Source organism: Cupriavidus sp. OTU4054, assembly GCF_038440175.1.
Classification (GTDB): domain Bacteria; phylum Pseudomonadota; class Gammaproteobacteria; order Burkholderiales; family Burkholderiaceae; genus Cupriavidus; species Cupriavidus pauculus_D.
Map to the genome: position 1 here is coordinate 196,329 of NZ_JASATF010000005.1, position 22,859 is coordinate 219,187.

At 66.9% G+C, this 22,859-nt stretch carries 23 protein-coding genes; 14 read left to right on the forward strand and 9 right to left on the reverse strand.

The window, feature by feature from the left end:
• Positions 1-23 precede the first annotated feature (23 nt).
• From AAHB16_RS08790 to rfaD, 6 genes are all read left to right on the forward strand, one after another.
• Positions 24-446 carry an integration host factor subunit beta gene (locus AAHB16_RS08790; protein ID WP_150370977.1) on the forward strand — a complete coding sequence of 141 codons (423 nt, stop codon included), beginning with the start codon at positions 24-26 and terminating at the stop codon, positions 444-446.
• Between the two features lie 179 nt (positions 447-625).
• Positions 626-973 carry a LapA family protein gene (locus AAHB16_RS08795; protein ID WP_150370978.1) on the forward strand — a complete coding sequence of 116 codons (348 nt, stop codon included), beginning with the start codon at positions 626-628 and terminating at the stop codon, positions 971-973.
• A gap of 3 nt (positions 974-976) precedes the next feature.
• On the forward strand, positions 977-2,227 hold the full coding sequence (lapB, locus tag AAHB16_RS08800) for a lipopolysaccharide assembly protein LapB (protein ID WP_342050639.1): 1,251 nt from the start codon (positions 977-979) through the stop codon (positions 2,225-2,227).
• 42 nt (positions 2,228-2,269) lie between these two features.
• Entirely contained in the window at positions 2,270-3,643 is a 1,374-nt protein-coding gene (locus tag AAHB16_RS08805; RefSeq protein WP_150370980.1) for a UDP-glucose dehydrogenase family protein, read from the forward strand.
• Between the two features lie 14 nt (positions 3,644-3,657).
• A complete protein-coding gene (rfaE1, locus tag AAHB16_RS08810) occupies positions 3,658-4,596 on the forward strand; it encodes a D-glycero-beta-D-manno-heptose-7-phosphate kinase (protein WP_150370981.1) in 939 nt (312 codons plus the stop codon).
• 48 nt (positions 4,597-4,644) lie between these two features.
• Positions 4,645-5,652: an ADP-glyceromanno-heptose 6-epimerase gene (gene rfaD / locus AAHB16_RS08815; protein ID WP_150370982.1), complete on the forward strand. Its 1,008-nt coding sequence runs from the start codon at positions 4,645-4,647 to the stop codon at positions 5,650-5,652.
• Position 5,653: 1 nt separating this feature from the next.
• On the opposite strand, the gene AAHB16_RS08820 is transcribed toward rfaD, so the two are convergent.
• From AAHB16_RS08820 to AAHB16_RS08855, 8 genes are read right to left on the reverse strand one after another with little or no spacing between them, the layout of a single operon-like run.
• Positions 5,654-6,325 carry a helix-turn-helix domain-containing protein gene (locus AAHB16_RS08820; RefSeq protein ID WP_342050640.1) on the reverse strand — a complete coding sequence of 224 codons (672 nt, stop codon included), beginning with the start codon at positions 6,323-6,325 and terminating at the stop codon, positions 5,654-5,656.
• Complete coding sequence (locus AAHB16_RS08825) at positions 6,312-7,640, reverse strand: M20 family metallo-hydrolase (RefSeq protein WP_342050641.1); 1,329 nt, start codon at positions 7,638-7,640, stop codon at positions 6,312-6,314. The genes AAHB16_RS08820 and AAHB16_RS08825 overlap by 14 nt, the downstream gene beginning before the upstream one ends.
• A 49-nt stretch (positions 7,641-7,689) precedes the next feature.
• The gene (locus AAHB16_RS08830; RefSeq protein ID WP_342050642.1) at positions 7,690-8,979 is read right to left on the reverse strand and encodes an amidase; all 1,290 of its coding nucleotides are present in this window, start codon (positions 8,977-8,979) and stop codon (positions 7,690-7,692) included.
• A 48-nt stretch (positions 8,980-9,027) separates the two neighbouring features.
• Positions 9,028-9,735: an ABC transporter ATP-binding protein gene (locus tag AAHB16_RS08835; protein WP_150370985.1), complete on the reverse strand. Its 708-nt coding sequence runs from the start codon at positions 9,733-9,735 to the stop codon at positions 9,028-9,030.
• Positions 9,732-10,514, reverse strand: a complete 783-nt coding sequence (locus tag AAHB16_RS08840; protein ID WP_150370986.1) for an ABC transporter ATP-binding protein — start codon at positions 10,512-10,514, stop codon at positions 9,732-9,734. The genes AAHB16_RS08835 and AAHB16_RS08840 overlap by 4 nt, the downstream gene beginning before the upstream one ends.
• Positions 10,511-11,680, reverse strand: coding sequence for a branched-chain amino acid ABC transporter permease (locus AAHB16_RS08845; RefSeq protein WP_150370987.1), 1,170 nt, complete (start codon positions 11,678-11,680; stop codon positions 10,511-10,513). Before AAHB16_RS08845 ends, AAHB16_RS08840 begins: the two co-directional genes overlap by 4 nt.
• 4 nt (positions 11,681-11,684) lie before the next feature.
• Positions 11,685-12,614, reverse strand: a complete 930-nt coding sequence (locus AAHB16_RS08850; protein WP_150370988.1) for a branched-chain amino acid ABC transporter permease — start codon at positions 12,612-12,614, stop codon at positions 11,685-11,687.
• A gap of 48 nt (positions 12,615-12,662) precedes the next feature.
• Positions 12,663-13,805 (reverse strand): branched-chain amino acid ABC transporter substrate-binding protein, encoded by a 1,143-nt coding sequence (locus AAHB16_RS08855; RefSeq protein ID WP_191002223.1) that lies wholly within the window; start codon positions 13,803-13,805, stop codon positions 12,663-12,665.
• A 338-nt stretch (positions 13,806-14,143) separates the two neighbouring features.
• Here AAHB16_RS08855 and AAHB16_RS08860 point away from each other — a divergent pair, with 338 nt between their 5' ends.
• The 3 genes from AAHB16_RS08860 to cysM all read left to right on the forward strand — a co-directional run bounded on the left by AAHB16_RS08860 (position 14,144) and on the right by cysM (position 16,992).
• Entirely contained in the window at positions 14,144-14,563 is a 420-nt protein-coding gene (locus AAHB16_RS08860) for a ComEA family DNA-binding protein (RefSeq protein ID WP_342050643.1), read from the forward strand.
• 106 nt (positions 14,564-14,669) lie between these two features.
• Positions 14,670-15,989 (forward strand): solute carrier family 23 protein, encoded by a 1,320-nt coding sequence (locus AAHB16_RS08865; RefSeq protein WP_150370990.1) that lies wholly within the window; start codon positions 14,670-14,672, stop codon positions 15,987-15,989.
• Positions 15,990-16,089: 100 nt separating this feature from the next.
• Positions 16,090-16,992 carry a cysteine synthase CysM gene (gene cysM / locus AAHB16_RS08870; RefSeq protein WP_150370991.1) on the forward strand — a complete coding sequence of 301 codons (903 nt, stop codon included), beginning with the start codon at positions 16,090-16,092 and terminating at the stop codon, positions 16,990-16,992.
• Positions 16,993-17,004: 12 nt separating this feature from the next.
• Here the strand turns inward: cysM and mltB are convergent, their stop codons facing one another.
• On the reverse strand, positions 17,005-18,141 hold the full coding sequence (gene mltB / locus AAHB16_RS08875) for a lytic murein transglycosylase B (protein ID WP_342050644.1): 1,137 nt from the start codon (positions 18,139-18,141) through the stop codon (positions 17,005-17,007).
• A 94-nt stretch (positions 18,142-18,235) separates the two neighbouring features.
• On the opposite strand from mltB, the gene AAHB16_RS08880 reads away from it, so the two are divergent.
• From AAHB16_RS08880 to AAHB16_RS08900, 5 genes are all read left to right on the forward strand, one after another.
• Entirely contained in the window at positions 18,236-19,159 is a 924-nt protein-coding gene (locus AAHB16_RS08880) for a histone deacetylase family protein (protein ID WP_150370993.1), read from the forward strand.
• Between the two features lie 168 nt (positions 19,160-19,327).
• Complete coding sequence (locus AAHB16_RS08885) at positions 19,328-20,362, forward strand: methionine ABC transporter ATP-binding protein (protein WP_150370994.1); 1,035 nt, start codon at positions 19,328-19,330, stop codon at positions 20,360-20,362.
• Entirely contained in the window at positions 20,352-21,008 is a 657-nt protein-coding gene (locus tag AAHB16_RS08890) for a methionine ABC transporter permease (RefSeq protein WP_109580407.1), read from the forward strand. The genes AAHB16_RS08885 and AAHB16_RS08890 overlap by 11 nt, the downstream gene beginning before the upstream one ends.
• Before the next feature lie 37 nt (positions 21,009-21,045).
• A complete protein-coding gene (locus tag AAHB16_RS08895; RefSeq protein WP_342050645.1) occupies positions 21,046-21,846 on the forward strand; it encodes a MetQ/NlpA family ABC transporter substrate-binding protein in 801 nt (266 codons plus the stop codon).
• A gap of 256 nt (positions 21,847-22,102) precedes the next feature.
• Positions 22,103-22,852, forward strand: coding sequence for an electron transfer flavoprotein subunit beta/FixA family protein (locus AAHB16_RS08900; protein WP_342050646.1), 750 nt, complete (start codon positions 22,103-22,105; stop codon positions 22,850-22,852).
• The last annotated feature ends 7 nt before the right edge of the window (positions 22,853-22,859 follow it).

Below are 22,859 nucleotides of genomic sequence, written 5' to 3' on the forward strand. Positions count from 1 at the left end.
TCCGAACCCCGCGCGGAACCGCCATGACCAAGTCCGAGCTCGTCGAAAAACTGGCTGCCCGCTTCCCGCAGTTGCTGCTGCGGGATGCGGACATCTCGGTGAAAACGATCCTCGACGCGATGTCCGAGGCGTTGGCCGATGGCCATCGCATCGAGATTCGCGGCTTCGGCAGCTTTGGTCTGAACCGGCGGCCGCCGCGTGTGGGCCGTAATCCCAAGTCCGGCGAACGGGTGCTGGTGCCTGAAAAGCGGGTGCCGCACTTCAAGGCGGGCAAGGAGTTACGGGAACGCGTGGATCGCCCGATGCCGCCGCAGGGTGGCATGGTCAACGGCAAGGTCATTGGCGCGGTGGGATTGTCTTCGGACAAGTCCGCCGCGGCGCATGGCCCGGCTGCCGCGTCGGGTACGCTCGACGAGGACAGCCAGTTGAACCTCGTGCGGTCCTGACACGCGTCTGCAATGCTGGATGTCTTTGGAAAGCGCTCCTCCGGGGGCGCTTTTTCATTGGTGCCGCGCCTGCGCCCGCACTTATCGGGCGTGAAGCGACTGGTTACCGTTTGCCAGAAGTGATTCCGCTACAATGCCGGGGTTCGCCAACCGCACCGCCAACCGCTAGCTGCCACTGCATGAGACTAGTCGCCTGGATCATCCGTATCGTCCTGTTCGCCCTCCTGTTCGTGCTCGCGCTGCGCAATACCGATGACGCCACGCTCCAGCTGTTCTTCGGGGCGGTATGGCATGCGCCGCTGATCCTGATCCTGCTGGCCGCGTTCGGCCTTGGCATCGTCGCGGGCCTCGCGGCGGTTGCGCCGGGGCTGATGCGCCAGCGCATGGAAGTGGCGAGACTGCGCCGCGCGCTCAACGACGCGCGCGCGAAGGCGCCCGCCGGCACACCCGGCCCGGGCGGCAATCCGCCGCCGGAGGCGCAGGTATCTCCTTACAACGTTATTGGCCCGAGCGGCCCGAGAGTCTGACCGATGATGTTTGAAACCTGGTGGCTGCTCGCGCTGCCGCTCGTCTTCGGCCTGGGATGGATGGCCGCGCGCTTCGACCTGCGCCAGCTGCTGAGCGAGCAGGGCGCGCTGCCGCGCTCCTATTTCAAGGGCCTCAATTTCCTGCTCAACGAGCAGCCGGACAAGGCGATCGACGCCTTTATCGAGGTGGCACGTCTCGATCCGGAAACCACCGAGCTGCATTTCGCGCTCGGCGCGCTGTTCCGCCGCCGTGGCGAGACCGAACGCGCGATCCGCGTACATCAGAACCTGGCGACGCGTCCCGATTTGCCGGAACCCGAACGTGAGCACGCACTCTATGAACTGGGTCAGGACTTCCTGCGCGCGGGGTTGCTCGATCGCGCCGAGGAGTCGCTGCGCCGGCTGATGTCGGGACCGTATGCGGCGTCCGCCAAGCGGGTGCTGCTGGAACTGTACGAGGTCGAGAAGGAGTGGCAGAAGGCCATCGAGGCCGCGCGCGAACTGCAGACGCTCGAGCAGAAGGACTATCGCGTGCAGATTGCGCAGTTCTGCTGCGAACTCGCGCAGGATGCGCTGCAGCGCAAGCGTCCCGAAGACGCCGTCGAATGGCTGCGCAAGGCGACGCAGGAGAATCCCGCCAACGTGCGCGCGCCGATCCTGCTCGGCGACGTGGCGATGGCGGCCGGCGATGCGCGTGGCGCGCTGTCGCACTGGCTCGGTATCGAGCAGCAGGACGCTTCGTTCCTGCCGCTGGTGGCGGACCGCGTGGTCAAGGCCTATGCGACGCTCGGCGAGCAGGGTCAGGCGCTGGCGTGGCTGCGCGAGCTGCTCAAGGGCAACCTTGCCGCGGAACTGCTCGACACCGCGTATCGCACCGAACTGGAAGTGAACGGTCCGGTCGCGGCCGCGACGCTGATGCGCGAGCAGTTGCGCCGTCAGCCGACGCTGCTGGCGCTGACCAAGTATTTCGAGGCGCAGGCCGAGCAGGCCAGCGCGACCGCGCCGGAGGGACAATCGCCGGAAGCCTCGCAGGAGACCTCGCAGGAGACCTCGCAGGAGACCTCGCAGGAGACCTCGCAGGAGACCTCGCAGGAGACCGCCGCGATTCGCGACCTGCTGCAGGCGCGCACGCGCAACCTCGCGCGCTATACCTGCCGCGAGTGCGGGTTCCGCGCGCGGCTGTTCTACTGGCAGTGCCCGGGCTGTAACCGTTGGGAAACTTATGCACCGCGTCGTACCGAAGCCCTCGGCTGAGCGTTATACGCACACTAGCCCATTGCTTCTGGAAATTCTGCTATGAAAGTCACAATTATTGGTAGCGGCTATGTCGGCCTGGTCACTGGCGCCTGTCTGGCCGAACTCGGCAACTCGGTGTTCTGCCTCGACGTCGACGAACGCAAGATCGCGCTGCTCAATGCGGGCGGCGTGCCGATCTACGAGCCGGGCCTCAAGGAACTGATCGAACGCAACCGCGCGGCGGGACGCCTGACGTTCTCCACCGACGTGGCCGCGAGCGTCGAGCATGCCGACGTGCAGTTCATCGCCGTGGGCACGCCGCCCGACGAGGACGGCTCGGCCGACCTCCAGTACGTGCTGGCCGCCGCGCGCAATATCGGCCGCCATATGACCGGCTTCAAGGTCGTGGTGGACAAGTCGACCGTGCCCGTGGGTACCGGCGACCGCGTTGCCGCGGTCATTCGCGAGGAACTGGCCGCGCGCGGCCTCGAGGACCTGCAGTTCTCGGTCGTGTCGAACCCCGAGTTCCTCAAGGAAGGCGCGGCGGTGGAAGACTTCATGCGGCCGGACCGCATCGTGCTGGGCTGCGACGCGAATGCCGCGGGCCGCCATGCGCAGGCGATCATGCGCCAGCTGTACTCGCCGTTCAACCGCAATCACGAGCGGACGTTCTACATGGACGTGCGCTCGGCCGAGTTCACCAAGTACGCGGCCAACTCGATGCTGGCCACGCGTATCTCGTTCATGAACGAGCTGGCCAACCTGGCCGACGAGGTCGGCGCCGATATCGAGCTCGTGCGGCTCGGCATCGGTTCCGATCCCCGCATCGGCTACAGCTTCCTGTACGCGGGCGCCGGCTATGGCGGTTCGTGCTTCCCCAAGGACGTGCAGGCGCTGATGCGCACGGCGTCGTCGTACGGCAAGCCGATGCGCGTGCTGGAGGCCGTGGAGGCCGTCAACGACAGCCAGAAGCAGGTGCTCGGCGCGAAGGTCGTGGCGCGCTTCGGCGAGGACCTGAGCGGCCGCACGTTCGCGGTGTGGGGCCTGGCGTTCAAGCCGAACACCGACGACATGCGGGAAGCGCCGTCGCGCGTGCTCGCGCGCGAGCTGGTGTCGCGCGGCGCGTCGCTGCGCGTGCACGATCCCGTCTCGATGGAAGAGGCGCGGCGCGTGCTGGAAACGGATCTGGCCGACATCGCCGGTGGCATGGCGCGCGTACACTTCTGCCAGCAGCAGATGGATGCGCTCGACGGTGCCGACGCGCTCGTGATCGTTACCGAGTGGAAGGTATTCCGCAGCCCCGACTTCGCGCAGATCCGGAGCCAGCTCAAGGAGCCGGTCATCTTCGATGGCCGCAATCTCTATGAACCCGATGCCATGGTCCAGGCCGGCATCGAATACCACGCGATCGGGCGTCCGACCCTGACGCGCTGATACGCGGACATCGCATGAGCAGAATCCAAATCCCGCAGGAACAGATTCAGCAGGCACAGGTCCTGGTGGTCGGCGACATGATGCTGGACCGCTACTGGTTCGGCAGCGTGGACCGCATCTCGCCGGAAGCGCCGGTGCCCGTGGTGCAGATCAAGCGCAGCGAGGAGCGCCTGGGCGGCGCGGCCAACGTGGCGCGCAACGCGGCGGCGCTCGGTGCACAGGTGGGCATGCTGGGCGTGATCGGCGACGACGAGCCCGGCCATACGCTCGAGACGCTGCTCGCGGAAAGCCACGTGCAGCCTTACCTGCATCGCGACCCGACGCTCAACACCACGATCAAGCTGCGCGTGGTCGCGCATCAGCAGCAGCTGCTGCGCGTCGATTTCGAGAATGCGCCGGCGACCGAGGTGCTCGCTTCGGTACAGGATCGCTTTCAGGCGCTCGTCGGCGACTATCAGGTGCTCGTGCTGTCCGACTACGGCAAGGGTGGCCTGACGCACGTCGGCCGTATGGTCGAGGCGGGCCGGGCCGCGGGCCGTACCGTGCTGATCGACCCTAAGGGCGACGACTACTCGCGCTATCGCGGCGCCACGCTGATTACCCCGAACCGCGCCGAGATGCGCGCGGTGGTGGGCGCGTGGAAGACCGAAGCGGACCTGACCATTCGCGCGCAGAACCTGCGGCGCGCGCTGCAGCTGGAAGCGCTGCTGCTTACGCGCTCGGAAGAAGGCATGACGCTGTACACGGAGGCCGAAGTGCTGCACGTGTCGGCGCAGGCGCGCGAGGTCTATGATGTATCGGGTGCGGGCGATACCGTGATCGCCACGCTGGCCACGATGCTCGGCGCGGGCGTGCCGCTCAAGGAAGCCGTGCAGCATGCCAACCGCGCGGGCGGTATCGTCGTCGGCAAGCTCGGCACCGCCGTTGTCACCTATCCCGAGCTGTTCGGTTAAAGGGCTGTTCGGTTAAACAAGGCTGTTCGGTTCACTCAAGCATTCATCATGACCATCATCGTCACCGGTGCCGCCGGCCTGATCGGCAGCAACCTCGTCAAGGGTCTCAATGACCGCGGCGAGTCCGACATCATCGCCGTGGACAACCTCACGCGCGCCGAGAAGTTCAACAACCTCGTGGACTGCGAGATTGCGGACTACGTGGACAAGCAGGAATTCCTCGCGCGCTTCGCGCGCGGCGATTTCGGCAAGGTCCGCGCGGTGTTCCACGAGGGCGCGTGCTCCGACACGATGGAGACCGACGGCCGCTACATGATGGAGAACAACTACCGCTACACGCTGGCGCTGATGGAGAGCTGCCTCGAGCAGGCCACGCAGTTCCTGTACGCGTCGTCGGCGGCCACGTACGGTGCCTCGACCACGTTCCGCGAGGAGCGCGAGTTCGAGCGTCCGCTCAACGTGTACGGTTACTCGAAGTTCCTGTTCGATCAGGTGGTGCGCCGGCGGCTGGCGTCGGCGCGCGCGACGGGCATGTCGCAGGTGGTGGGTTTCCGCTACTTCAACGTCTACGGTCCGCGCGAGGCGCACAAGGGCCGCATGGCGTCCGTGGCGTTCCACAACTTCAACCAGTTTCGCGCGGAAGGCACGGTCAAGCTGTTCGGCGAGTACGGCGGCTACGGCCCCGGCATGCACAGCCGCGACTTCGTGTCCGTCGAGGACGTGGTGAAGGTCAACCTGTTCTTCCTGGACCATCCGGGCAAGTCGGGCATCTTCAACCTCGGCACGGGCCGCGCGCAGCCGTTCAACGATATTGCGCAGACCGTGGTCAACACGCTGCGCGAAGCCGACGACAAGCCGCCCCTGTCGCTCGACGACATGGTGCAGGAAGGGCTGGTGGAATACATCAAGTTCCCCGACGCGCTGCGCGGCAAGTACCAGTGCTTTACGCAGTCCGATGTGTCGCGCCTGCGCGCGGCCGGCTACGAGGCGCCGTTCCTCACGGTGCAGGAAGGCGTGGCGCGTTACTGCAAGTGGCTGCTCGAACGCGCGGCCTGATTCAGAACGTTGCCGGTGAATTGACCCACAGGACGCGCGCGATACCCGTGCCCACGTTGCGATACCCATGCGCGACGTGGCTCGGGAAGTGGAACGCGTCCCCCGCCTGAATCACGTACGTCTCGTCGCCGAGCATCAGCTCGAGCGTGCCCTCCAGCACGTAGCCGACTTCTTCCCCCGCATGCACGATCTGCCCGTCGCTCGCCTCGCCGGGCGACACGATATGGATATTCGCCTGTAGCAGGCCGCCGCGCTGCGGCAGCACGAGCCGCTCCAGCGCGATGCCGCCCGCGCGGATCACGTGCCGCTCGCCGGCGCGGCGGATCGGGCTGTCGAGCGGGGCCTCCTCGCTCGTGAGCGCGGCGATATTGGTATCGAGCGCGACCGCGAGCCGGTGCAGCATCGCGAGCGATGGCGTGGCCAGTCCGCGTTCGAGTTTCGAGAGCAGGCTCTCCGAACAGTCGGCCTTGCGCGCGACCTGCAGCAGCGTGAGGCCGGCCACGAGGCGCGCGTGCTTGAGTCGCAGGCCGAGCGTCGCGGTCGGGCTCGGTGCGGGCCCCGCTGTCGGCGCCCGCGGTTTCCTTGCGGCGGGCTTGCGTGCCGGTGCGGATCCGGCCGTGGATTTCGCCGCGGATTTGGCCGCGGATGTCGGCGAGGGCTTAACGGTCGGCATAGGCAAGCGCCGTCACGGTATAGGCAAGTGCCTGCGCGCCGAGCAGCAGCGACGGCGCGTCGGTGAACTCCGCCGCGTTGTGGCTGATGCCATTGCGGCTCGGCACGAAGATCATCGCCGTGGGGCAATGCCCCGCGAGGTACATCGCGTCGTGGAACGCCCCCGACGTCAGCCGCACCGGCGCGCCATGTCCCCCTTGCGCCAGCGCGCGCGTGCAGGCGGCCTCGACGAGCGTCTGCATCGCGGCCGGGAAATGCGTCGGCGCCTGCCGGAAGAACCCTTCGACCGTGATGTCCTGGCGCGGTGTGCGGACCTCGGCGATGGCCGCGTGCAATGCCTGCTCGAAGCGATCGAGCACGGCTTCATCGACGCAGCGCGCATCGACCGTGAACGTGACGCTGCCGGGAATCGTGTTGACGGAATTCGGTGCCACCAGCCAGCGGCCCAGCGTCAGGCGCAACTGCGTGGCGGCCTCGGCCGCGGCATGGGCATAGAGCCGATGCGCGAGCGAGACCGCGCGGGCCATGGCGTCGGCGCGCTCGTCCATCGGCGTGGTGCCCGCATGCGCCATCTGGCCCATGCAGGTCACGCGATACCAGCGCACGCTCTGGATGCCGGTGACGACGCCGAGCGGCACGTTCGCGCGCTCGAGCACGGGGCCCTGTTCGATATGCAGTTCGACGCAGGACGCCATCGGACGCGCCATCGGCAGCACCGGTACGTCCGGCACCTCGGCAAGCGCGGCATCGAGCGCGTCGCCAAAGCGCACGCCGTCGCCATCGGCCGACGCACGGAAGCCGTCGAGCCGGGCCGGATCGACGAACGCGCTCGACCCCATGCAGCCCGGACCGAAGCGGCTGCCTTCCTCGTTGGTCCACGCCACGACCTCGATCGCACGCGGCGTGCGGATGCCCGCATCGTTGAGCGCGGCAATCACCTCGAGTCCCGCGATCACGCCATATGCGCCGTCGAGCTTGCCGCCCACGGGCTGGGTATCGGCATGGCTGCCGGTGAGGACCGGCGGCAGCGTGTCGTCGAGACCGGGCCGGCGGAAGAACAGGTTTGCGCACGCGTCGATGCCGACTTCGCAGCCGAGCGCGCGCGCACGATCGATCAGGTGGCGGCGCGCGGCGAGGTCGATGGGCGTCAGCGTCTGGCGCGATACGCCGCCGTCGTCGCGCGCCCCGAAGGCGGCGAGGTCGGCGATGGCGCGCTGCAGGCGGGCGTCATCGACGTGGTCCTGCGCGCGCGCGGCGGCGAGATCGGACGAGGCGCCGGTGCTGGCGGAGGAAGCGGGAATGCGGGGGGAATTCAAGCCGGGACTCCGTGGGTGACGGTGAGGCGTGGTCGTGTCGGGGATGGCATCAAAGGTCGTGCGCGAGCGCGCGCTCCAGCGCGTACGCGGCGGATAGCGCGGCGGCATCGCCATGGGCTGGCGCGATGACCGTGACGCCGACCGGCATGCCCGTGGCGCCGACGCCCGTCGGCACGTGCACGCACGGCACGCCGAGCAAGGTCCACATGCGATTGAACAGCGGATCGCCGGTGGCCTCGAGCCCGGCAGGCGCTTCACCGGGCGCGCTCGGGGCGACGATCACATCGACCTGCGCGAACGTTTCGGCCAGCGCGCGCCGCACCTCGGCCGCATGCGCGCGAGCGGCGGCATGGCGCGTGCCCTCGAGCGCGTTGCCGCTGGCGAGCAGCGACGCAAATCCCGTGCTGAAGCCGTCCGCGTGCGCGCGCGCCTCGGGCGCAAAGGCGGCGGCCGCCTCGATCGCCATGATGTCGATCTGCGCCTGTGTCAGGTCGGCGGTAAAGGCCGGAATCGTCAGATCGGCGACCGTCGCGCCCGTGCGTTCGAACGCGCGCGCGGCGGTCTCGAACGCGCCGCGGCCGCTGGCGTCGACGCGATCCCAGTGTGGCGTGCGGAACAGCCCCACACGGAGCGACCGCGGTGCCTGAGGCGTCAGCGGCAGCCGCGCGAGCGTGCCGATAAAGAACGCGGCATCGTCCACGCCGCGCGCGAGCACGCCGACGGTATCGAGGCTCGGCGCCAGCGGCTTGATGCCCGCGAGCGGCAGCGTGCCGTGCGTGGGTTTGTACCCGACCACGCCGCAGAACGCGGCCGGGCGGATGATCGACCCGGCGGTCTGGGTGCCGAAGGCCAGCGGCACCATGCCGGCGGCAACGGCCGCGGCGGATCCGCTCGACGAGCCGCCGGGCGTATGCGGGGCATCGGCGGGGGCACGCGGATTGCGCGTGGGCCCGGGCTGATAGGTTGCGAACTCGGTGGTCACGGTCTTGCCGAGGATCACCGCGCCCGCCTCGCGCGTGGCGGCCACGATGGCCGCGTCGTATTGCGGCCGATGGCCGGCGTAGATCGGCGAGCCATAGGCGGTCGGCAGATCGGCCGTGTCCATCAGGTCCTTCACGCCGACGGGCAGCCCGTGCAGCGCGCCCGTCACGGGACCCGCATCGAGCCGGCGCGCGGCCGCGAGCGCGCCGTCGGCATCGATCGCGGTCCAGGCACGCACATCGGGTTCGCGCGCCGCGATGCGGTCCAGGTGCGCGCGCACCACGTCCTCGGCGCGCAGTTCGCGCCGCGCGAGGCGGATGGCAAGCATGCGGGCGGGCAGGGTCAGCAGATCATCCATGGCGTTCCTCGTCTACGTTCCGTCAAAGCCGGTTCAGCCAAATCCGGTTCAGCCAAAATAAGCGGCGCGCACTTCATCGTTGCGCGAGAGCGCGTCGCAGGTATCGTGCGCGACCACGCGGCCCTGCGACAGCACGTAACCGTAGTGCGAGATCGCAAGCGTCTGGCGCGCATTCTGCTCCACGAGCAGCACCGTGATGCCGAGCTGGTTGATGCGCTCGATCACCTTGAAGTTTTCCTTCACGTACAGCGGCGAGAGGCCGAGCGAAGGCTCGTCGATCACCAGCAGCCGCGGCTGCGCCATCAGGCCGCGGCCGATCGACACCATCGCCTGCTCCCCGCCGGACATGGTACCCGCGAGCTGCTTCGCGCGCTCGCGCAGCCGCGGAAAGATCTCGTACACCTGCTCGAGCCGTTCCCGCACGCGCGGAGCATCCTTCTCCAGGAATGCCCCGAGCGCGAGATTCTCGGCCACGGTCATGCGCGGGAACACCTTGCGGCCTTCGGGAATGCAGGAGATGCCGCGCGCGATGATGTCGTGCGTGCGGCGGCCGGCCAGATCCTGCCCGTCCCACATGACCTGGCCCGCGCGCGGCGGCGTCAGGCCGAGAATCGCGCGAATGAGCGTGCTCTTGCCCGCGCCGTTGGCGCCGAGGATGCAGGTGATCTTCCCATCGGGCACGTCGATCGACACATCGTGCAGCACGTTGACCTTGTCATATCCCGTGGTCAGTCCACGGACGCTGAGCGTGTTCATGCGGCATCCTCCCCGAGGTAGGCGGTCTGCACGGCCGGGTCCGCCGTGATTTCCGCGTAGGTCCCTTCGGCAATCTTGCGGCCGTAGTTGAGCACCACGCAGCGGTCGGTGATGCGTTCGATCACGTTCATCTCGTGTTCGATCAGCACGACGGTCAGGTTGCCGAGCTTCGCGCGCACATCGAGGATGTCGCGCATGAGCGCATGCGTCTCGTCGTGCGTCATGCCGGCGGACGGCTCGTCGAGCAGCAGCAGGCGCGGCTGGCTGATCAGCGCGCGGCAGACCTCGATGCGGCGGCGGTCGATCATGCTGAACGTTTCCACCGGTTCGAACAGCCGCTCGGCCAGCGGCGGGCTGAAGATGCGCAACAGCCCGAGCACCTTCTCCACGTACATGTCGTACTGCGCGCGGAACGCCTTGCGGCGCAGCAGATTGAACACGAGCCCGTGATCCATGCGCTGGTAGTCGCCGATGACGATATTGTCGAACACGGTCAGCGGCAGCGACAGGCGCGAACGCTGGAACGTGCGCGCAACCCCGGCGCGGTAGACCTCCTGCGGCGTCCTGCCGATGATATTGCTGCCGTCATAGGCAATGGTGCCGCTGGTGGCCTTGTAGAGCCCGGTCAGGACATTGAAGAACGTGGTCTTGCCGGAGCCGTTGGGGCCGAGCAGGCCGAGCACCTCGCCCGTGCGGATGGACATGTTCAGGCCATCGAGCGCGGTCAGGCCGCCGAAGCGCATGGTGAGGTCGCGGACTTCCGCCAGGGTCTGGGTCATTGCGATTCTCCTCGCGGCGCGCGCGCGCCGAAGAACAGCCGCGTGCGCCGCGGCAGCAGCCCGTCGGGGCGGAACAGCAGGATGACGATCACGAGCGCCGCGTAGAACAGGAAGCGGTACTCCTGGATGAACTGCAGCTTTTCGGGCAGGACGAGCACGATGATTGCGGCGGGGATGAGGCCCACCGCATTGCCGAGCCCGCCGAGAATCACGATCGACAGCATCAGCAGCGAATCCGCGAACGTGAAGTTGTTCGGCGCGACGAAGCCCGTGACCATGCCGTACACGCTGCCCGCCACGCCGGCGAAGAAGTTGCCGAGCATGAAGGCCACGACCTTCCAGCGCGCGATATGCAGGCCGAACGTCGCGGCCGCGGTCTCGTCCGTGCGCACGACATCCATGGCCAGGCCGACCCACGACCGCTCGAGCGACTTCACGAGCGCGAACACGCCCGCGCAGATGCCGAGGCTCAGCAGCGCGTAGCTCACGTAGAACGAGGCTTCCACGCCGAACAGCGTGAAGCCGTCGTTCCACGCATAGCCGAACGTCGTCATGCCAGGCACCTGCATGCCCTGCGGACCGCCGAGCACGTCGTTGACCTCGATGAACGTGCGGAACAGGATGCCGAACGCGATGGTGACCAGTGCCGCGTAATGGCCGCGCGTGCGCAGCACGGGCGTGATCAGCAGCGAGCCCACGAGCGCCGCGAGCAGGCCCGAGATCACGATGATCAGCAGCTGCGGCAGGCCCGTATGCGTGGCGAGCACGGCGGTGGCGTAGCTGCCGATACCGAAGAACGCGGCGCCGGCGAAGTTGGCCACGCCGGAGAAGCCGAACTGCAGCGTGAGGCCCAGGCACGCGGTGGTGTAGAGCAGCACCGTGCAGACCATCAGCAGCGCGAAGTGCGTATCGAAGAACGCGGCGATCAGCGCAAGCGCGCCGCCGAGCGCCCACAGCGCGGCCAGGCCCGGATGCCGGGCGCCGGCCTGCTCGATGGCGGCGATGGCGCCGACGCGGCGGCCGGCCAGCGTGGCCACCACGGCCACTGCCAGCAGCACGCCGACCGCGAGCTGCGATTCGGCATGCAGGAACGACCACAGGTACACCGTGAGCACGACGCTTGCCAGCGCGAGCACGGTCTTGGGGGAACGCAGGGATGTCCGCATGATGTCAGACCCGTTCACTGGATTTTTCGGCGATCAGCCCGGTGGGCTTCCACGCCATCAGCAGAATGACCGCGGCAAACGCGAACACGTCCTTGTACGCGCTCGGGATGTCGGGGACGAGCGCGGGCAGCAGCGCGCTGCCGAAGACCTGCAGCGCCGCGAACAGGAAGCCGCCGATGATGGCGCCGTAGATATTGCCGAGGCCGCCGAGGATGGCCGCGGCGAAGCCGATGACGCCGAGCAGCAGCCCGACGTTGAAGTTGATCTCGTTGTAATAGAGCCCGTTCATGACGCCGGCCAGCGCGGCCATCGACGAGCCCAGCGCGAAGGTCAGCAGCACCACGGCCTCGAAGTTGATGCCCATGAGCGTCGCGGTCTCGCCATCCTGCGCCACCGCGCGAATGGCCATGCCGAAGCGCGTGCGCGTGATGAGCAGATGCACGCCCGCGATGATGGCGATGCCCGTGCCCAGCAGGATCACGTTGTCCGCGCGCAGTGCAAAGCCGCCGAGGTCGATCGACGCGGTGGGCAGCAGCGGCGGAAACGGCTTGGGGTTCGAGCCGTCGGGATAGAACAGCCGCACGCATTCGCGCAGCACCGTGCCCAGCATCAGCGTGGCCAGCAACGTATTGAGCGGCGGCGCCTTGCGCAGCGGCAGGATCAGGAAGCGCGCGATCACGGCGCCGAGCAGACCGGTCACGCAGACCGCGCAGACGACCACGGCCAGCAGCTGCAGCCATGGCGCATCGATATGCAGCATCACCATGCCGGCCGATGCGGCCAGGCCCGCGAACGCGCCGACCATCAGCGTGTCGCCGTGCGAAAACTTGATGACGTCGAGCACGCCGAAGAACAGCGTGAAGCCAACGGCGACCATCGCGTAGATCATGCCGAGCATCAGGCCGTTGAACACGTATTGGGCAATCAGGCTCATCGGAATTCCGGTAGGGTGGGGCGGCGCAAGGCCGCCCGGTGGATCGATTTACAGGCCGGCGAGCTTCTTCTTGCCCTTGCCGTAGCTGCTGTCTTCCCAGATCACCCACTTGCCGTCCTCGACGACATACTTGGTGACCAGCGGCACCACGTTCTGGCGATGGTCGTCGAACGTGACCTTGCCGATGACCGTGTCCGCGTCGCGCGTGCCGTTGAGCACGTCACGCACCTTCTTGCGGTCCGGGCCGACCTTCTCGATGGCATCGATGATCAGGTTCGTCGCGGCGAACGCGAACACGCCATAGGCCTCGGGCGGCTCGCCGTACTTCTGCTGCTGGTACTTGCCCGTGAAGAACAGGCCGCCGGGCAGCTTCTCCCACGGAGCGCCTTCGATGAATGCGAGCGAGCCTTCGGACAGCTGCTTGCCCGTGCCTTCGATATACGCATCGGACTTGATGCCGGAGGTGCCTTCGAACTGCGCCTTGATGCCGAGCTTCTCCATCTGCGTGCGGATGCGCACGCCGAGCGGCGTCAGGCCGCCGAAGTAGACGACGTCGGGCTTGAGTTCGCGGATCTTGGTCAGCTCGCTCGTGAAGTCCTGCTGGTCGGCGGTCACGCCGAACGTGCCGACGACGGTGCCGCCGTCGCGCTTCAGGAATTCGCTGAAGTACTTGTTGTGGCCCTTGCCGTAATCGGTGGTGTCATGAATGATCGCCCACTTCTTGTAGCCGAGGCCCGTCATGAACTTGGCGGCCACTTCGCTCTGGTTGATCATCGTGCCGTTGACACGATGGATCTCCTTGAAGTTGTTGCCGTACGTGATGTCCGGCAGCACCGCGCCCCAGACCACCACAGGCAGGCCGAAGCGGTTGTAGACGCCCACCGTGCCCATCGCCACCGCGGAGCAGAAATGCGTGACGCCGGCCACGATGCCGCGGTCCGCGCTGATCTTGGTGGCCACCTGCACGCCGACGTTGGGCTTGCACTCGTCGTCCTGCGTCACGAGTTCGTAGGTGTATTTGGTCTGTGGATCGGCATTGCGCAGCTTCACCGCGAGGTCCGCCGAGTTGCGGCCTCCCAGGCCGATCGACGACACGCCGCCCGTGAGCGGCCCGACGAACGCGATCTTGACGACTTCCTTGGCCGACACCGGCATCGACGCGATGGCCAGTGCCACCGACGTACCCAGCATCGCCGCCGCAACTCCGTATTGAATCTTTCGCACGCTGCTCCCCTTGATCGAGAATGGACTCAAGCGACTTGCGCTGAAGTACAGGGACATTCAAGGCATTCAAGTCACTTGAATGGCAGGGGTCGCAACAAGCGTGCCACGCGGTCGCCCGCGTTTTGCACCATGTTCTGCACGCATGCGACGCGCGCGCAGTGCAGCGCGCACCAGTCTCGGGCAGACACCTATCCACATCGCCTGCGTGGCAGTTTGTGTCGGACGCGTCCGATCGCGCGGCATGGACCTATGCTGTCGTGCGCCCTCGTTCAATCCAATGCAAGGAGAACGTTCCGATGTTCGATATGAGCAAGAGGCTGACGCTGGCAAAACAGCTGGCAAAACAGCTGGCAACGCGGCAGTTGTGCCGGCTGGCGGCGGCCATGGTGCTGTCGTGCGCTGGGCCCGCCGTGCCGGCATTCGCGGGCGTGGACGTGAATACGGCCACCGAGGCCGCGCTGACCGATGTGCGCGGCATTGGCCCGGCCATGGCGCGGCGCATCGTCGAGGCGCGCGCGCAGGGCGGGGCCTTTCGCGATGCCGACGACCTCGTGGACCGCGTGGCCGGTGTGGGGCCGAAGTCCGCGGCGAACCTGCAGGCTGCGGGGCTGACCTTCGGCAAGACCGGCGCGGCGCCACCGGGGAAGGGTGCGGCAAGGAGCGAAGGGAGGAGCGACGGGAGGAGCGAAGGGAGGGGCGGGACCTCGGCCGCCGGCAAGCGCTGATGTGCCGATGTCCGGACGCGCGGTATCATGCGGGCGCTGACGGCCGGGGCGATCCTCCGCGCCCGACAGCGCCATAACCATAGCCAGCGAAGACAGGGAGAAAAACATGAGCAATGGCGAGCGTGCAGACGACGGCGGGTTCCTGCCGACATGGCGGCTCAAGACAGAAGGCGTGATCGCGCCCGATGAGCGCCTGCCCGCGGGGCAGACCATCCTGGCCGGTATCCAGCACGTGGTGGCGATGTTCGGTTCCACGGCGATCGCGCCGATCCTGATGGGCTTCGCGCCCAATATCGCCATCCTGTTCTCGGGCATCGGCACCCTGATCTTCTTCCTCTGCGTGCGCGGCCGCGTGCCCAGCTACCTGGGCTCGAGCTTCGCATTCATCGCGGTGGTCATCGCGGCCACGGGCTACGGCGGCAGCGGTCCCAACGCGAATATCCCGCTCGCGCTCGGCGGCATCATCGCGGCCGGGGCGTTATATACGGTCATCGGCCTGATCGTGCAGGCCGTGGGCTATGGCTGGGTCGAGCGCCTGATGCCGCCGGTGGTGACGGGCGCGATCGTCGCGGCCATCGGCCTGAATCTGGCGCCGGTGGCGGTCAAGGCCGTCAGCGCCGCGCCGCTCGACACATGGATCGGCCTGCTGACCGTGCTGGCCGTGGGCCTGGTCGCGGTGCGCGCGCCCGGCATGGCGGGCCGGCTGCCTGTGCTGCTCGGCGGCCTGGCCGGCTACCTCGCTTACTTCGTGGCGACGAACCTGATGGGCATGGGCAAGCCGATCGACTTCTCGGGCGTGGCATCGGCCGCGTGGTTCGGCATGCCGGCGTTTACGGCGCCCGTGTTCGATGCGGGCGCGATGCTGCTGATCGCGCCCGTCGCGGTCGTGCTCGTGGCCGAGAACCTCGGCCATATCAAGGCCATCGGCGTGATGACGGGCCGCAATCTGGACCCGTACATCGGCCGCGCGTTCATCGGCGACGGCGTGGCGACGATGCTGTCCGCAAGCGGCGGCGGTACCGGCGTGACCACCTACGCCGAGAACATGGGCGTGATGGCGGTGACGCGCATCTACTCGACGCTGATCTTTATCGTCGCCGCGATCGTCGCGATCCTGCTCGGCTTCTCGCCGAAGTTCGGCGCGCTGATCCTGACGATTCCGGGTGCGGTCATCGGCGGGCTCACGATCGTCGTGTTCGGCCTGATCTCGGCCACCGCGGGCCGCATCTGGGTGCAGAACAACGTGGACTTCTCGAGCTCGCGCAACCTGATCACCGTGGGCGCCACGCTCACCGTGGCGGCCGGCGACCTCACGCTGCGGCTCGGCGGGCTGACGCTCGGCGGCATCGGCACGGCCACGTTCGGGGCCATCCTGCTGTATCACGTGCTGGGCGAAGGCAAGTCGGCGAAGGACGCCGCGCTGTAGGTCGTGCTGTAGGTCGCGCTGTGGGCCACATATCCGTGCTGGCTGCGGGGGTGTTTGTGGTGCATTACAATGGCCGCCGAACCCCCAAATAGCGCATCACATGGCCTACAAGACGATTGAGGACACCATCGGCAACACGCCGCTGGTCCGGCTGCAACGCATTCCTGGTGCCGCGCTCGAAGCGCGCGGCAATGTGATCCTTGGCAAGCTGGAGGGGAACAATCCCGCAGGCTCGGTCAAGGATCGTCCCGCGGTCTCGATGATTCGCCGCGCCGAGGAGCGCGGCCGCATCAAGCCCGGCGACACGCTGATCGAGGCGACGTCGGGCAATACGGGCATCGCGCTCGCCATGGCGGCAGCGATCCGCGGCTACCGCATGGTGCTGATCATGCCCGAGGACCTGAGCCTCGAGCGCCGCCAGAGCATGGCCGCATACGGCGCGGAAATCATCCTCACCCCCGTCAAGGGCGGTATGGAATACGCGCGCGACCTCGCCGACTCGATGGAGCGCGATGGCAAGGGCGTGATCCTCGACCAGTTCGCGAACCCCGACAATCCGCTCGCGCATTACGAGACGACCGGCCCCGAGATCTGGAACGATACCGAAGGCCGCATCACGCATTTCGTGTCGGCGATGGGCACCACCGGCACCATCACCGGTGTGTCGCGTTACCTGAAGGAAAAGAATCCGGCGATCCAGATCGTCGGCGCGCAGCCGGCCGAAGGCTCGCGCATTCCGGGCATTCGCAAGTGGCCGGAAGCGTACCTGCCCAAGATCTACGACGCGACTTTCGTCGATCGCACGGAACCCGTGAGCCAGGCCGATGCCGAGCACATGGCCCGCCGCATGGCGCGCGAGGAAGGCATCTTCTGCGGCATCTCGGCCGCGGGCGCGCTATGCGTGGCGCTGCGGGTCGCCGAGGAAGTGGAAAACGCGACGATCGTGTTCGTCGTGTGCGACCGCGGCGACCGTTACCTTTCCACGGGCGTGTTCCCGGCCTGATCGGCGGCCCGATCAGGCCATCGCGGCCTTGACGGCTTCGCCCAGCTGGTAGACGGCCAGCGCATAGAAGAAGCTGCGGTTGTACCGCGTCAGCACATAGAAATTGCGCAGGCCGATCATGTACTCGGTGGGCTGGTCCGGCGTGGGCAGGTCCACCACGAGCACGCCGGTCTCGCCTTCGCGCGCCGTATCGATCGGCTCGTCCACCCGCAGTCCCGCGCGCGTGAGCTGATTCAGCGTGCGCGTGGGCCACGGCTCGCCGTCGGCGGCGGCAATCGCCACGCCGCGGCTGCCGTCGTCGCCGGCGATGCGCCAGACCACGGGCCGGCCCTGTTCCCATCCATGCAGCTGCAGGAAGCGCCCGACGCTGCCGATCGCATCGACCGGGCTGTTGCGCAGGTCGATATGCCCGTCGTTGTCGTAGTCGATCGCGTATTCGCGCAGGCTGGTCGGCATGAACTGCGGAATGCCGATGGCCCCCGCGTACGAGCCCGTCACCGAGAACACATCGGTGCGCGTGTCGCGGCACCACAGCAAGTAGTCGGCCAGCTGGTCGCGGAACAGCTTCGTGCGCGCGTCGCGATTCGGCGTGTCGGGATAGTCGAACGCGAGCGTCGAGAGCGAGTCCATCACGCGGAACGAGCCCATGTCGCGGCCGTAGATCGTCTCGACGCCGATAATGCCGACGATGACGGAGGCGGGCACGCCGAACTCGGCTTCCGCGCGGCGCAGCGTCTCGCGGTTCTGCTGCCAGAACCGGACGCCGGCATTGATGCGGATGGGTTCGATAAAGCGGGAACGGTACGCGCGCCAGCTCTTCTTGCCGGGCGTGGTCGGCGGCATGATCAGCCGCGCCACGGTGGCGGAGTACGCGGTCTGGGCAAACCAGCCCTCGATGTCCGCGCGCGCGAAGCCGTTGCGCGCGACCATATCGTCGATAAACGCCCGAGCCTGCGGATGATTCTGATAACGGCCCGGATCGATCTCCTCTTCCCGTACGCTGACGCGGCGCTTGCCGGCGGCCAGCAGGGTAGGAGAGAGGCCGGAGAGGCCCATTGCGGCCGCACCGAGCGCGGCGCCCAATAACGTCCGTCGATGAGAGGTACGTCGATGAGACGGGCGTCGCGGGGTTCGCTGTTTCTCGTTCATGTTGTCCTTTGCCAGTCGCGGACGAGTATAACGGACCCATCCGACGTCCTGTGCTAACGTAACGTTCGGAGACAAACTTGAACCCACAAACACGATGCCAACGGGCTATTACACTCACCCGGCGTTCCTGTTGCACGAGATGGGGCATTTCCATCCCGAATGCCCGGAGCGGCTGCAGGCGATCGAGGACCACCTGATCTCGCACGCGGTGGACGGCCTGCTCGACCACCGCGAGGCGCCGGCGGCCACCAGCGAGCAGATCGAGCGCGTGCATCGGCCCGACTACGTGAGCGGGCTGGCGTCGATCAGCCCCGCCGAGGGGTATTTCCAGATCGATCCCGATACCGCGATGAACCGCCATACGCTGACCGCCGCCACCCATGCGGCCGGCGCGGCCGTGGCGGCCACCGACGCGGTGATCGCGGGCGAGCTCGAGAACGCGTTCTGCTGCGTCCGCCCGCCGGGCCATCACGCCGAGCCCGGCCGCGCGATGGGGTTCTGCTTCTACAACAACGTGGCCATCGCCGCGCGCCATGCGCTGGCGGCCCATGGGCTGAAGCGCGTCGCGGTCATCGACTTCGACGTCCACCACGGCAACGGCACCGAGGCCGCGTTCCGCAACGATCCGCAGGTGCTGATGTGCAGCTTCTTCCAGCATCCGTTCTATCCGTACAGCGGCACGGACAACGTCGCGCCCAACATGTCGAACATTCCGCTGCCCGCGTATAGCAACGGCATGGCCGTGCGCGAGGTGGTGGAAACGATCTGGCTGCCGCGGCTCGACGAATTCAAGCCCGAGATGCTGTTTATCTCCGCCGGCTTCGATGCGCACCGCGAGGACGACCTCGGCCAGATGGGGCTCGTGGAGCAGGACTATGCATGGATCACCGCGCAGCTGATCGCCGTGGCGCGGACCCATGCGCGCGGCCGGATCGTCAGCTGTCTGGAGGGCGGCTACAACCTCAGCGCGCTGGGCCGCAGCGTGCTGGCCCACCTGAAGGTCCTGCTGGAAACCTAAAGATGCATATAAAGCACTTTATGGTGTTTTATATGCCATCTATGCATAAGGGCATCGAAAAAATCTCGTTTGAGGTATGAAGGCGTTCGCATAAAATGCGGGCTTCGCCAAATCCAAGTGCGGCAACAGCGCTCGAGCCCGTCTCGCCTGTTGCCGTTTTCATTTCTCATGATCGAACTGCAAGGACTCTCGCAGCGCTTCCCCGGCGGGTCCGGTGAAGTCCATGCGCTACGGGATGTCAGCCTCGGCATTGCCGCGGGCGAGATCTTCGGCATCATCGGCCGCAGCGGCGCGGGCAAGAGCACGCTCGTGCGTGCCATCAATCTGCTGAACCGCCCGACCGCGGGCCGCGTGATCGTCGGCGGCCAGGACCTGACCGCGCTGGACACGGCCGCATTGCGCGAAGCCCGGCGCGAGATCGGCATGATCTTCCAGCACTTCAACCTGCTGTCGTCGCGCACCGTCTACGACAACGTGGCGCTGCCGCTGGAGCTGGCGGGCAAGTCGAAGCGCGAGATCGCCGAGACGGTGCTGCCGCTGCTCGAGCTCGTCGGCCTGTCCGCGCTGCGCGACCGGTATCCCGCGCAGATCAGCGGCGGGCAGAAGCAGCGCGTGGGTATCGCGCGCGCGCTGGCCAGCAAGCCCAAGGTGCTGCTCTCCGACGAGGCCACGTCCGCGCTCGACCCCGAAACCACGCGCTCGATTCTCGAACTGCTGCGCAAGATCAATCGCGAGCTGGGTCTGACCATTGTGATGATCACGCACCAGATGGAGGTCATCAAGCAGGTCTGCGATCGCGTGGCCGTGCTCGAGGCCGGCAGCGTGGTCGAGACGGGCCGCGTGATCGACGTGTTCCTGCGGCCGCAGCACGAGGTCACGCGCGCGATGATCGGCGACGTGATCGCGCAGGAGCTGCCCCAGAGCGTGCTCAAGCGCGTGGAGTCGCGGCTCGGCAATGGGCGCGACCACGTCTATCGCCTGGCCTTCACGGGCGAGAACGTCGATCAGCCCGTGCTCGCGCAGGCGATTCGCCAGCATGGGCTCGACTTCAATATCCTGCACGGCCATATCGACGAGATCCAGGGCCAGGCCTTCGGCTCGCTCGCGATCATGGCGACCGGCGAACCCGAGGATGTGCGGGCGGCCATGGAATACCTGCGCACGCAGGGCGTGGTGGTGGAGGAGATCGATCATGTGGTCTGAAGAATTGCTGGACCTGTTTCTGGGATCGTTCGGCGAGACCCTGCTGATGGTGGGCATCTCGGGCGTGGTCGGCGCGTTGTTCGGCGTTCCGCTCGGCGTGCTGCTGCACCTGACCAACCGCGGCGGCGTGCTGTCGCACCCGCTGTTCAACCGCACCATCGGCGTGGTGGTCAACGCGGTGCGCTCCATTCCGTTCATCATCCTGCTGGTGGTCGTCATTCCGTTCACGCGCTTTATCGTGGGCTCCTCCATCGGGACCACGGCCGCGGTCGTGCCGCTGACCATCGCTGCGGTGCCGTTTATCGCGCGCCTCGTGGAAGCGGCGCTGCGCGAAGTGGACAAGGGCCTCGTCGAGGCCGCGCAGGCCATGGGCGCGACCACGCGCCAGATCGTCTGGAAGGTGCTGCTGCCCGAGGCGATGCCCGGCATCGTCGCGGGACTGACCATCACGTTCGTGAGCCTCGTCGGCTATTCGGCGATGGCCGGCGCGATCGGCGGTGGCGGTCTGGGCGACCTCGGCATCCGCTACGGTTACCAGCGCTATATCACCGAGGTGATGGTCGCGGTGGTGATCATCCTGATCGTTTTCGTGCAGGCCGTGCAGAGTTTCGGTGACTGGCTGGTTCGCCGCATCAGTCATCGCTGATCAACGCATCACATCATCAAGCTAGAGAGAAATCGACATGCAACGTCGCAACATGCTGAAGACCGTCGTCGCGCTGGGCGCGGCATCGCTGGTGCTGTCCACGGGCGCGAACGCGCAGGAAAAGCCGATCAAGGTCGGCGTGACAGGCGGTCCGCACGCGCAGATCATGGAGCAGGTGAAGAAGGTCGCCGCCAAGGACGGCCTCAATATCCAGGTGGTCGAGTTCAGCGACTACATCCAGCCGAACGCCGCGCTGCAGGCCGGCGACCTCGATGCCAACAGCTACCAGCATCTGCCGTACCTCGAGGCGCAGATCAAGGACCGCGGCTACAAGTTCAGCAACGTGGGCTTCACGGTGACGTTCCCGATGGGCGTGTACTCCAAGAAGATCAAGTCGCTCGACCAGCTCAAGAACGGCGCGCGCGTCGGCGTGCCCAACGACCCGACCAACGGCGGCCGCGGCCTGCTGCTGCTCCAGGCCAAGGGCCTGATCAAGCTGCGTCCGGACGCGGGCCTGAAGGCCACGCCGCTCGATATCGTCGAGAACCCGCGCAAGATCAAGATCGTCGAACTGGACGCCGCGCAGCTGCCGCGTTCGCTGGATGACCTCGACGCCGCCGCGATCAACGGCAACTACGCCGAATCGGCCGGCCTCTCGCCGACGCGCGACGCGATCGCCACGGAAGGTCCGAAGGGCCCGTACGCGAACCTGCTGGCCGTGCGCACCGCGGACAAGGACAAGCCGTGGGTCGCCAGGCTGGTCAAGGCCTACCACTCGCCGGAAGTGAAGCAGTACATCACGACGACGTTCAAGGAATCGGTCATCGCGGCCTGGTGATCCGTCACCGGCGAGCGGCATGCCTCGGGCCCTCGGGTTTTCCCTGAAGGCAACCGAGGTTTTCGTCGAAACGCTGTCCACGGGCCGGAACCTGCGGCACAATGGTCGGCGAATCTGGATCTGCCGGGCGATGCCCGGCAATCTTAGCCGGAAAAATAGTACGATCGTTCGGAAAACCGGATCGGCCTGAAGCCGGTGGGTATAATGGCGGGCGATTTCAAATCTTTGACTATCCAGCAATCAGTGGAGTGAGCGCATGAAAGTACTCGTCGCAGTCAAGCGGGTGGTGGACTACAACGTGAAGGTCCGCGTGAAGTCGGATGGCTCGGGCGTTGACCTGGCCAACGTGAAGATGAGCATGAACCCGTTCGACGAGATCGCTGTGGAAGAGGCGGTCCGTCTGAAGGAAGCCGGCGTGGTGACCGAAGTGATCGCCGTGTCGTGCGGCGTGACGCAGTGCCAGGAAACGCTGCGTACCGCGATGGCCATCGGCGCCGACCGCGGCATTCTGGTCGAATCCGCCGAAGACCTGCAGCCGCTGGCCGTGGCCAAGCTGCTCAAGGCGCTGATCGACAAGGAACAGCCGCAGCTCGTGATCCTGGGCAAGCAGGCCATCGACGACGACTCCAACCAGACTGGCCAGATGGCGGCCGCGCTGGCCGGCCTGCCGCAGGCGACGTTCGCCTCGAAGGTCGTGGTCGCGGACGGCAAGGCTTCCGTGACGCGTGAAGTGGATGGCGGTCTCGAAACCATTTCGGTGAAGCTGCCGGCCGTGGTGACCACCGACCTGCGCCTGAACGAGCCGCGCTACGTGACGCTGCCCAACATCATGAAGGCGAAGAAGAAGCCGCTCGAAACCGTCAAGCCGGAAGACCTCGGCGTGGACGTCAAGCCGCGCCTCTCGACCGTGAAGGTCGTGGAGCCGCCCAAGCGCAGCGCGGGCGTGATGGTGCCGGACGTCGCGACGCTGGTGCAAAAGCTGAAGAACGAAGCCAAGGTTATCTGAGCGCGGA

Coding starts and splice junctions, on each gene's coding strand:
- mltB (WP_342050644.1), bottom strand. CDS start 18,141: ATGAACGAGAAACAGCGAACCCCGCGACGCCCGTCTCATCGACGTACC.
- cysM (WP_150370991.1), top strand. CDS start 16,090: ATGGCCTACAAGACGATTGAGGACACCATCGGCAACACGCCGCTGGTC.
- AAHB16_RS08860 (WP_342050643.1), top strand. CDS start 14,144: ATGAGCAAGAGGCTGACGCTGGCAAAACAGCTGGCAAAACAGCTGGCA.
- rfaD (WP_150370982.1), top strand. CDS start 4,645: ATGACCATCATCGTCACCGGTGCCGCCGGCCTGATCGGCAGCAACCTC.
- AAHB16_RS08795 (WP_150370978.1), top strand. CDS start 626: ATGAGACTAGTCGCCTGGATCATCCGTATCGTCCTGTTCGCCCTCCTG.
- AAHB16_RS08900 (WP_342050646.1), top strand. CDS start 22,103: ATGAAAGTACTCGTCGCAGTCAAGCGGGTGGTGGACTACAACGTGAAG.
- AAHB16_RS08890 (WP_109580407.1), top strand. CDS start 20,352: ATGTGGTCTGAAGAATTGCTGGACCTGTTTCTGGGATCGTTCGGCGAG.
- AAHB16_RS08830 (WP_342050642.1), bottom strand. CDS start 8,979: ATGGATGATCTGCTGACCCTGCCCGCCCGCATGCTTGCCATCCGCCTC.
- rfaE1 (WP_150370981.1), top strand. CDS start 3,658: ATGAGCAGAATCCAAATCCCGCAGGAACAGATTCAGCAGGCACAGGTC.
- AAHB16_RS08880 (WP_150370993.1), top strand. CDS start 18,236: ATGCCAACGGGCTATTACACTCACCCGGCGTTCCTGTTGCACGAGATG.
- AAHB16_RS08865 (WP_150370990.1), top strand. CDS start 14,670: ATGAGCAATGGCGAGCGTGCAGACGACGGCGGGTTCCTGCCGACATGG.
- AAHB16_RS08845 (WP_150370987.1), bottom strand. CDS start 11,680: ATGCGGACATCCCTGCGTTCCCCCAAGACCGTGCTCGCGCTGGCAAGC.
- lapB (WP_342050639.1), top strand. CDS start 977: ATGATGTTTGAAACCTGGTGGCTGCTCGCGCTGCCGCTCGTCTTCGGC.
- AAHB16_RS08855 (WP_191002223.1), bottom strand. CDS start 13,805: ATGCTGGGTACGTCGGTGGCACTGGCCATCGCGTCGATGCCGGTGTCG.
- AAHB16_RS08895 (WP_342050645.1), top strand. CDS start 21,046: ATGCAACGTCGCAACATGCTGAAGACCGTCGTCGCGCTGGGCGCGGCA.
- AAHB16_RS08885 (WP_150370994.1), top strand. CDS start 19,328: ATGATCGAACTGCAAGGACTCTCGCAGCGCTTCCCCGGCGGGTCCGGT.
- AAHB16_RS08805 (WP_150370980.1), top strand. CDS start 2,270: ATGAAAGTCACAATTATTGGTAGCGGCTATGTCGGCCTGGTCACTGGC.
- AAHB16_RS08835 (WP_150370985.1), bottom strand. CDS start 9,735: ATGAACACGCTCAGCGTCCGTGGACTGACCACGGGATATGACAAGGTC.
- AAHB16_RS08820 (WP_342050640.1), bottom strand. CDS start 6,325: ATGCCGACCGTTAAGCCCTCGCCGACATCCGCGGCCAAATCCGCGGCG.
- AAHB16_RS08790 (WP_150370977.1), top strand. CDS start 24: ATGACCAAGTCCGAGCTCGTCGAAAAACTGGCTGCCCGCTTCCCGCAG.
- AAHB16_RS08850 (WP_150370988.1), bottom strand. CDS start 12,614: ATGAGCCTGATTGCCCAATACGTGTTCAACGGCCTGATGCTCGGCATG.
- AAHB16_RS08840 (WP_150370986.1), bottom strand. CDS start 10,514: ATGACCCAGACCCTGGCGGAAGTCCGCGACCTCACCATGCGCTTCGGC.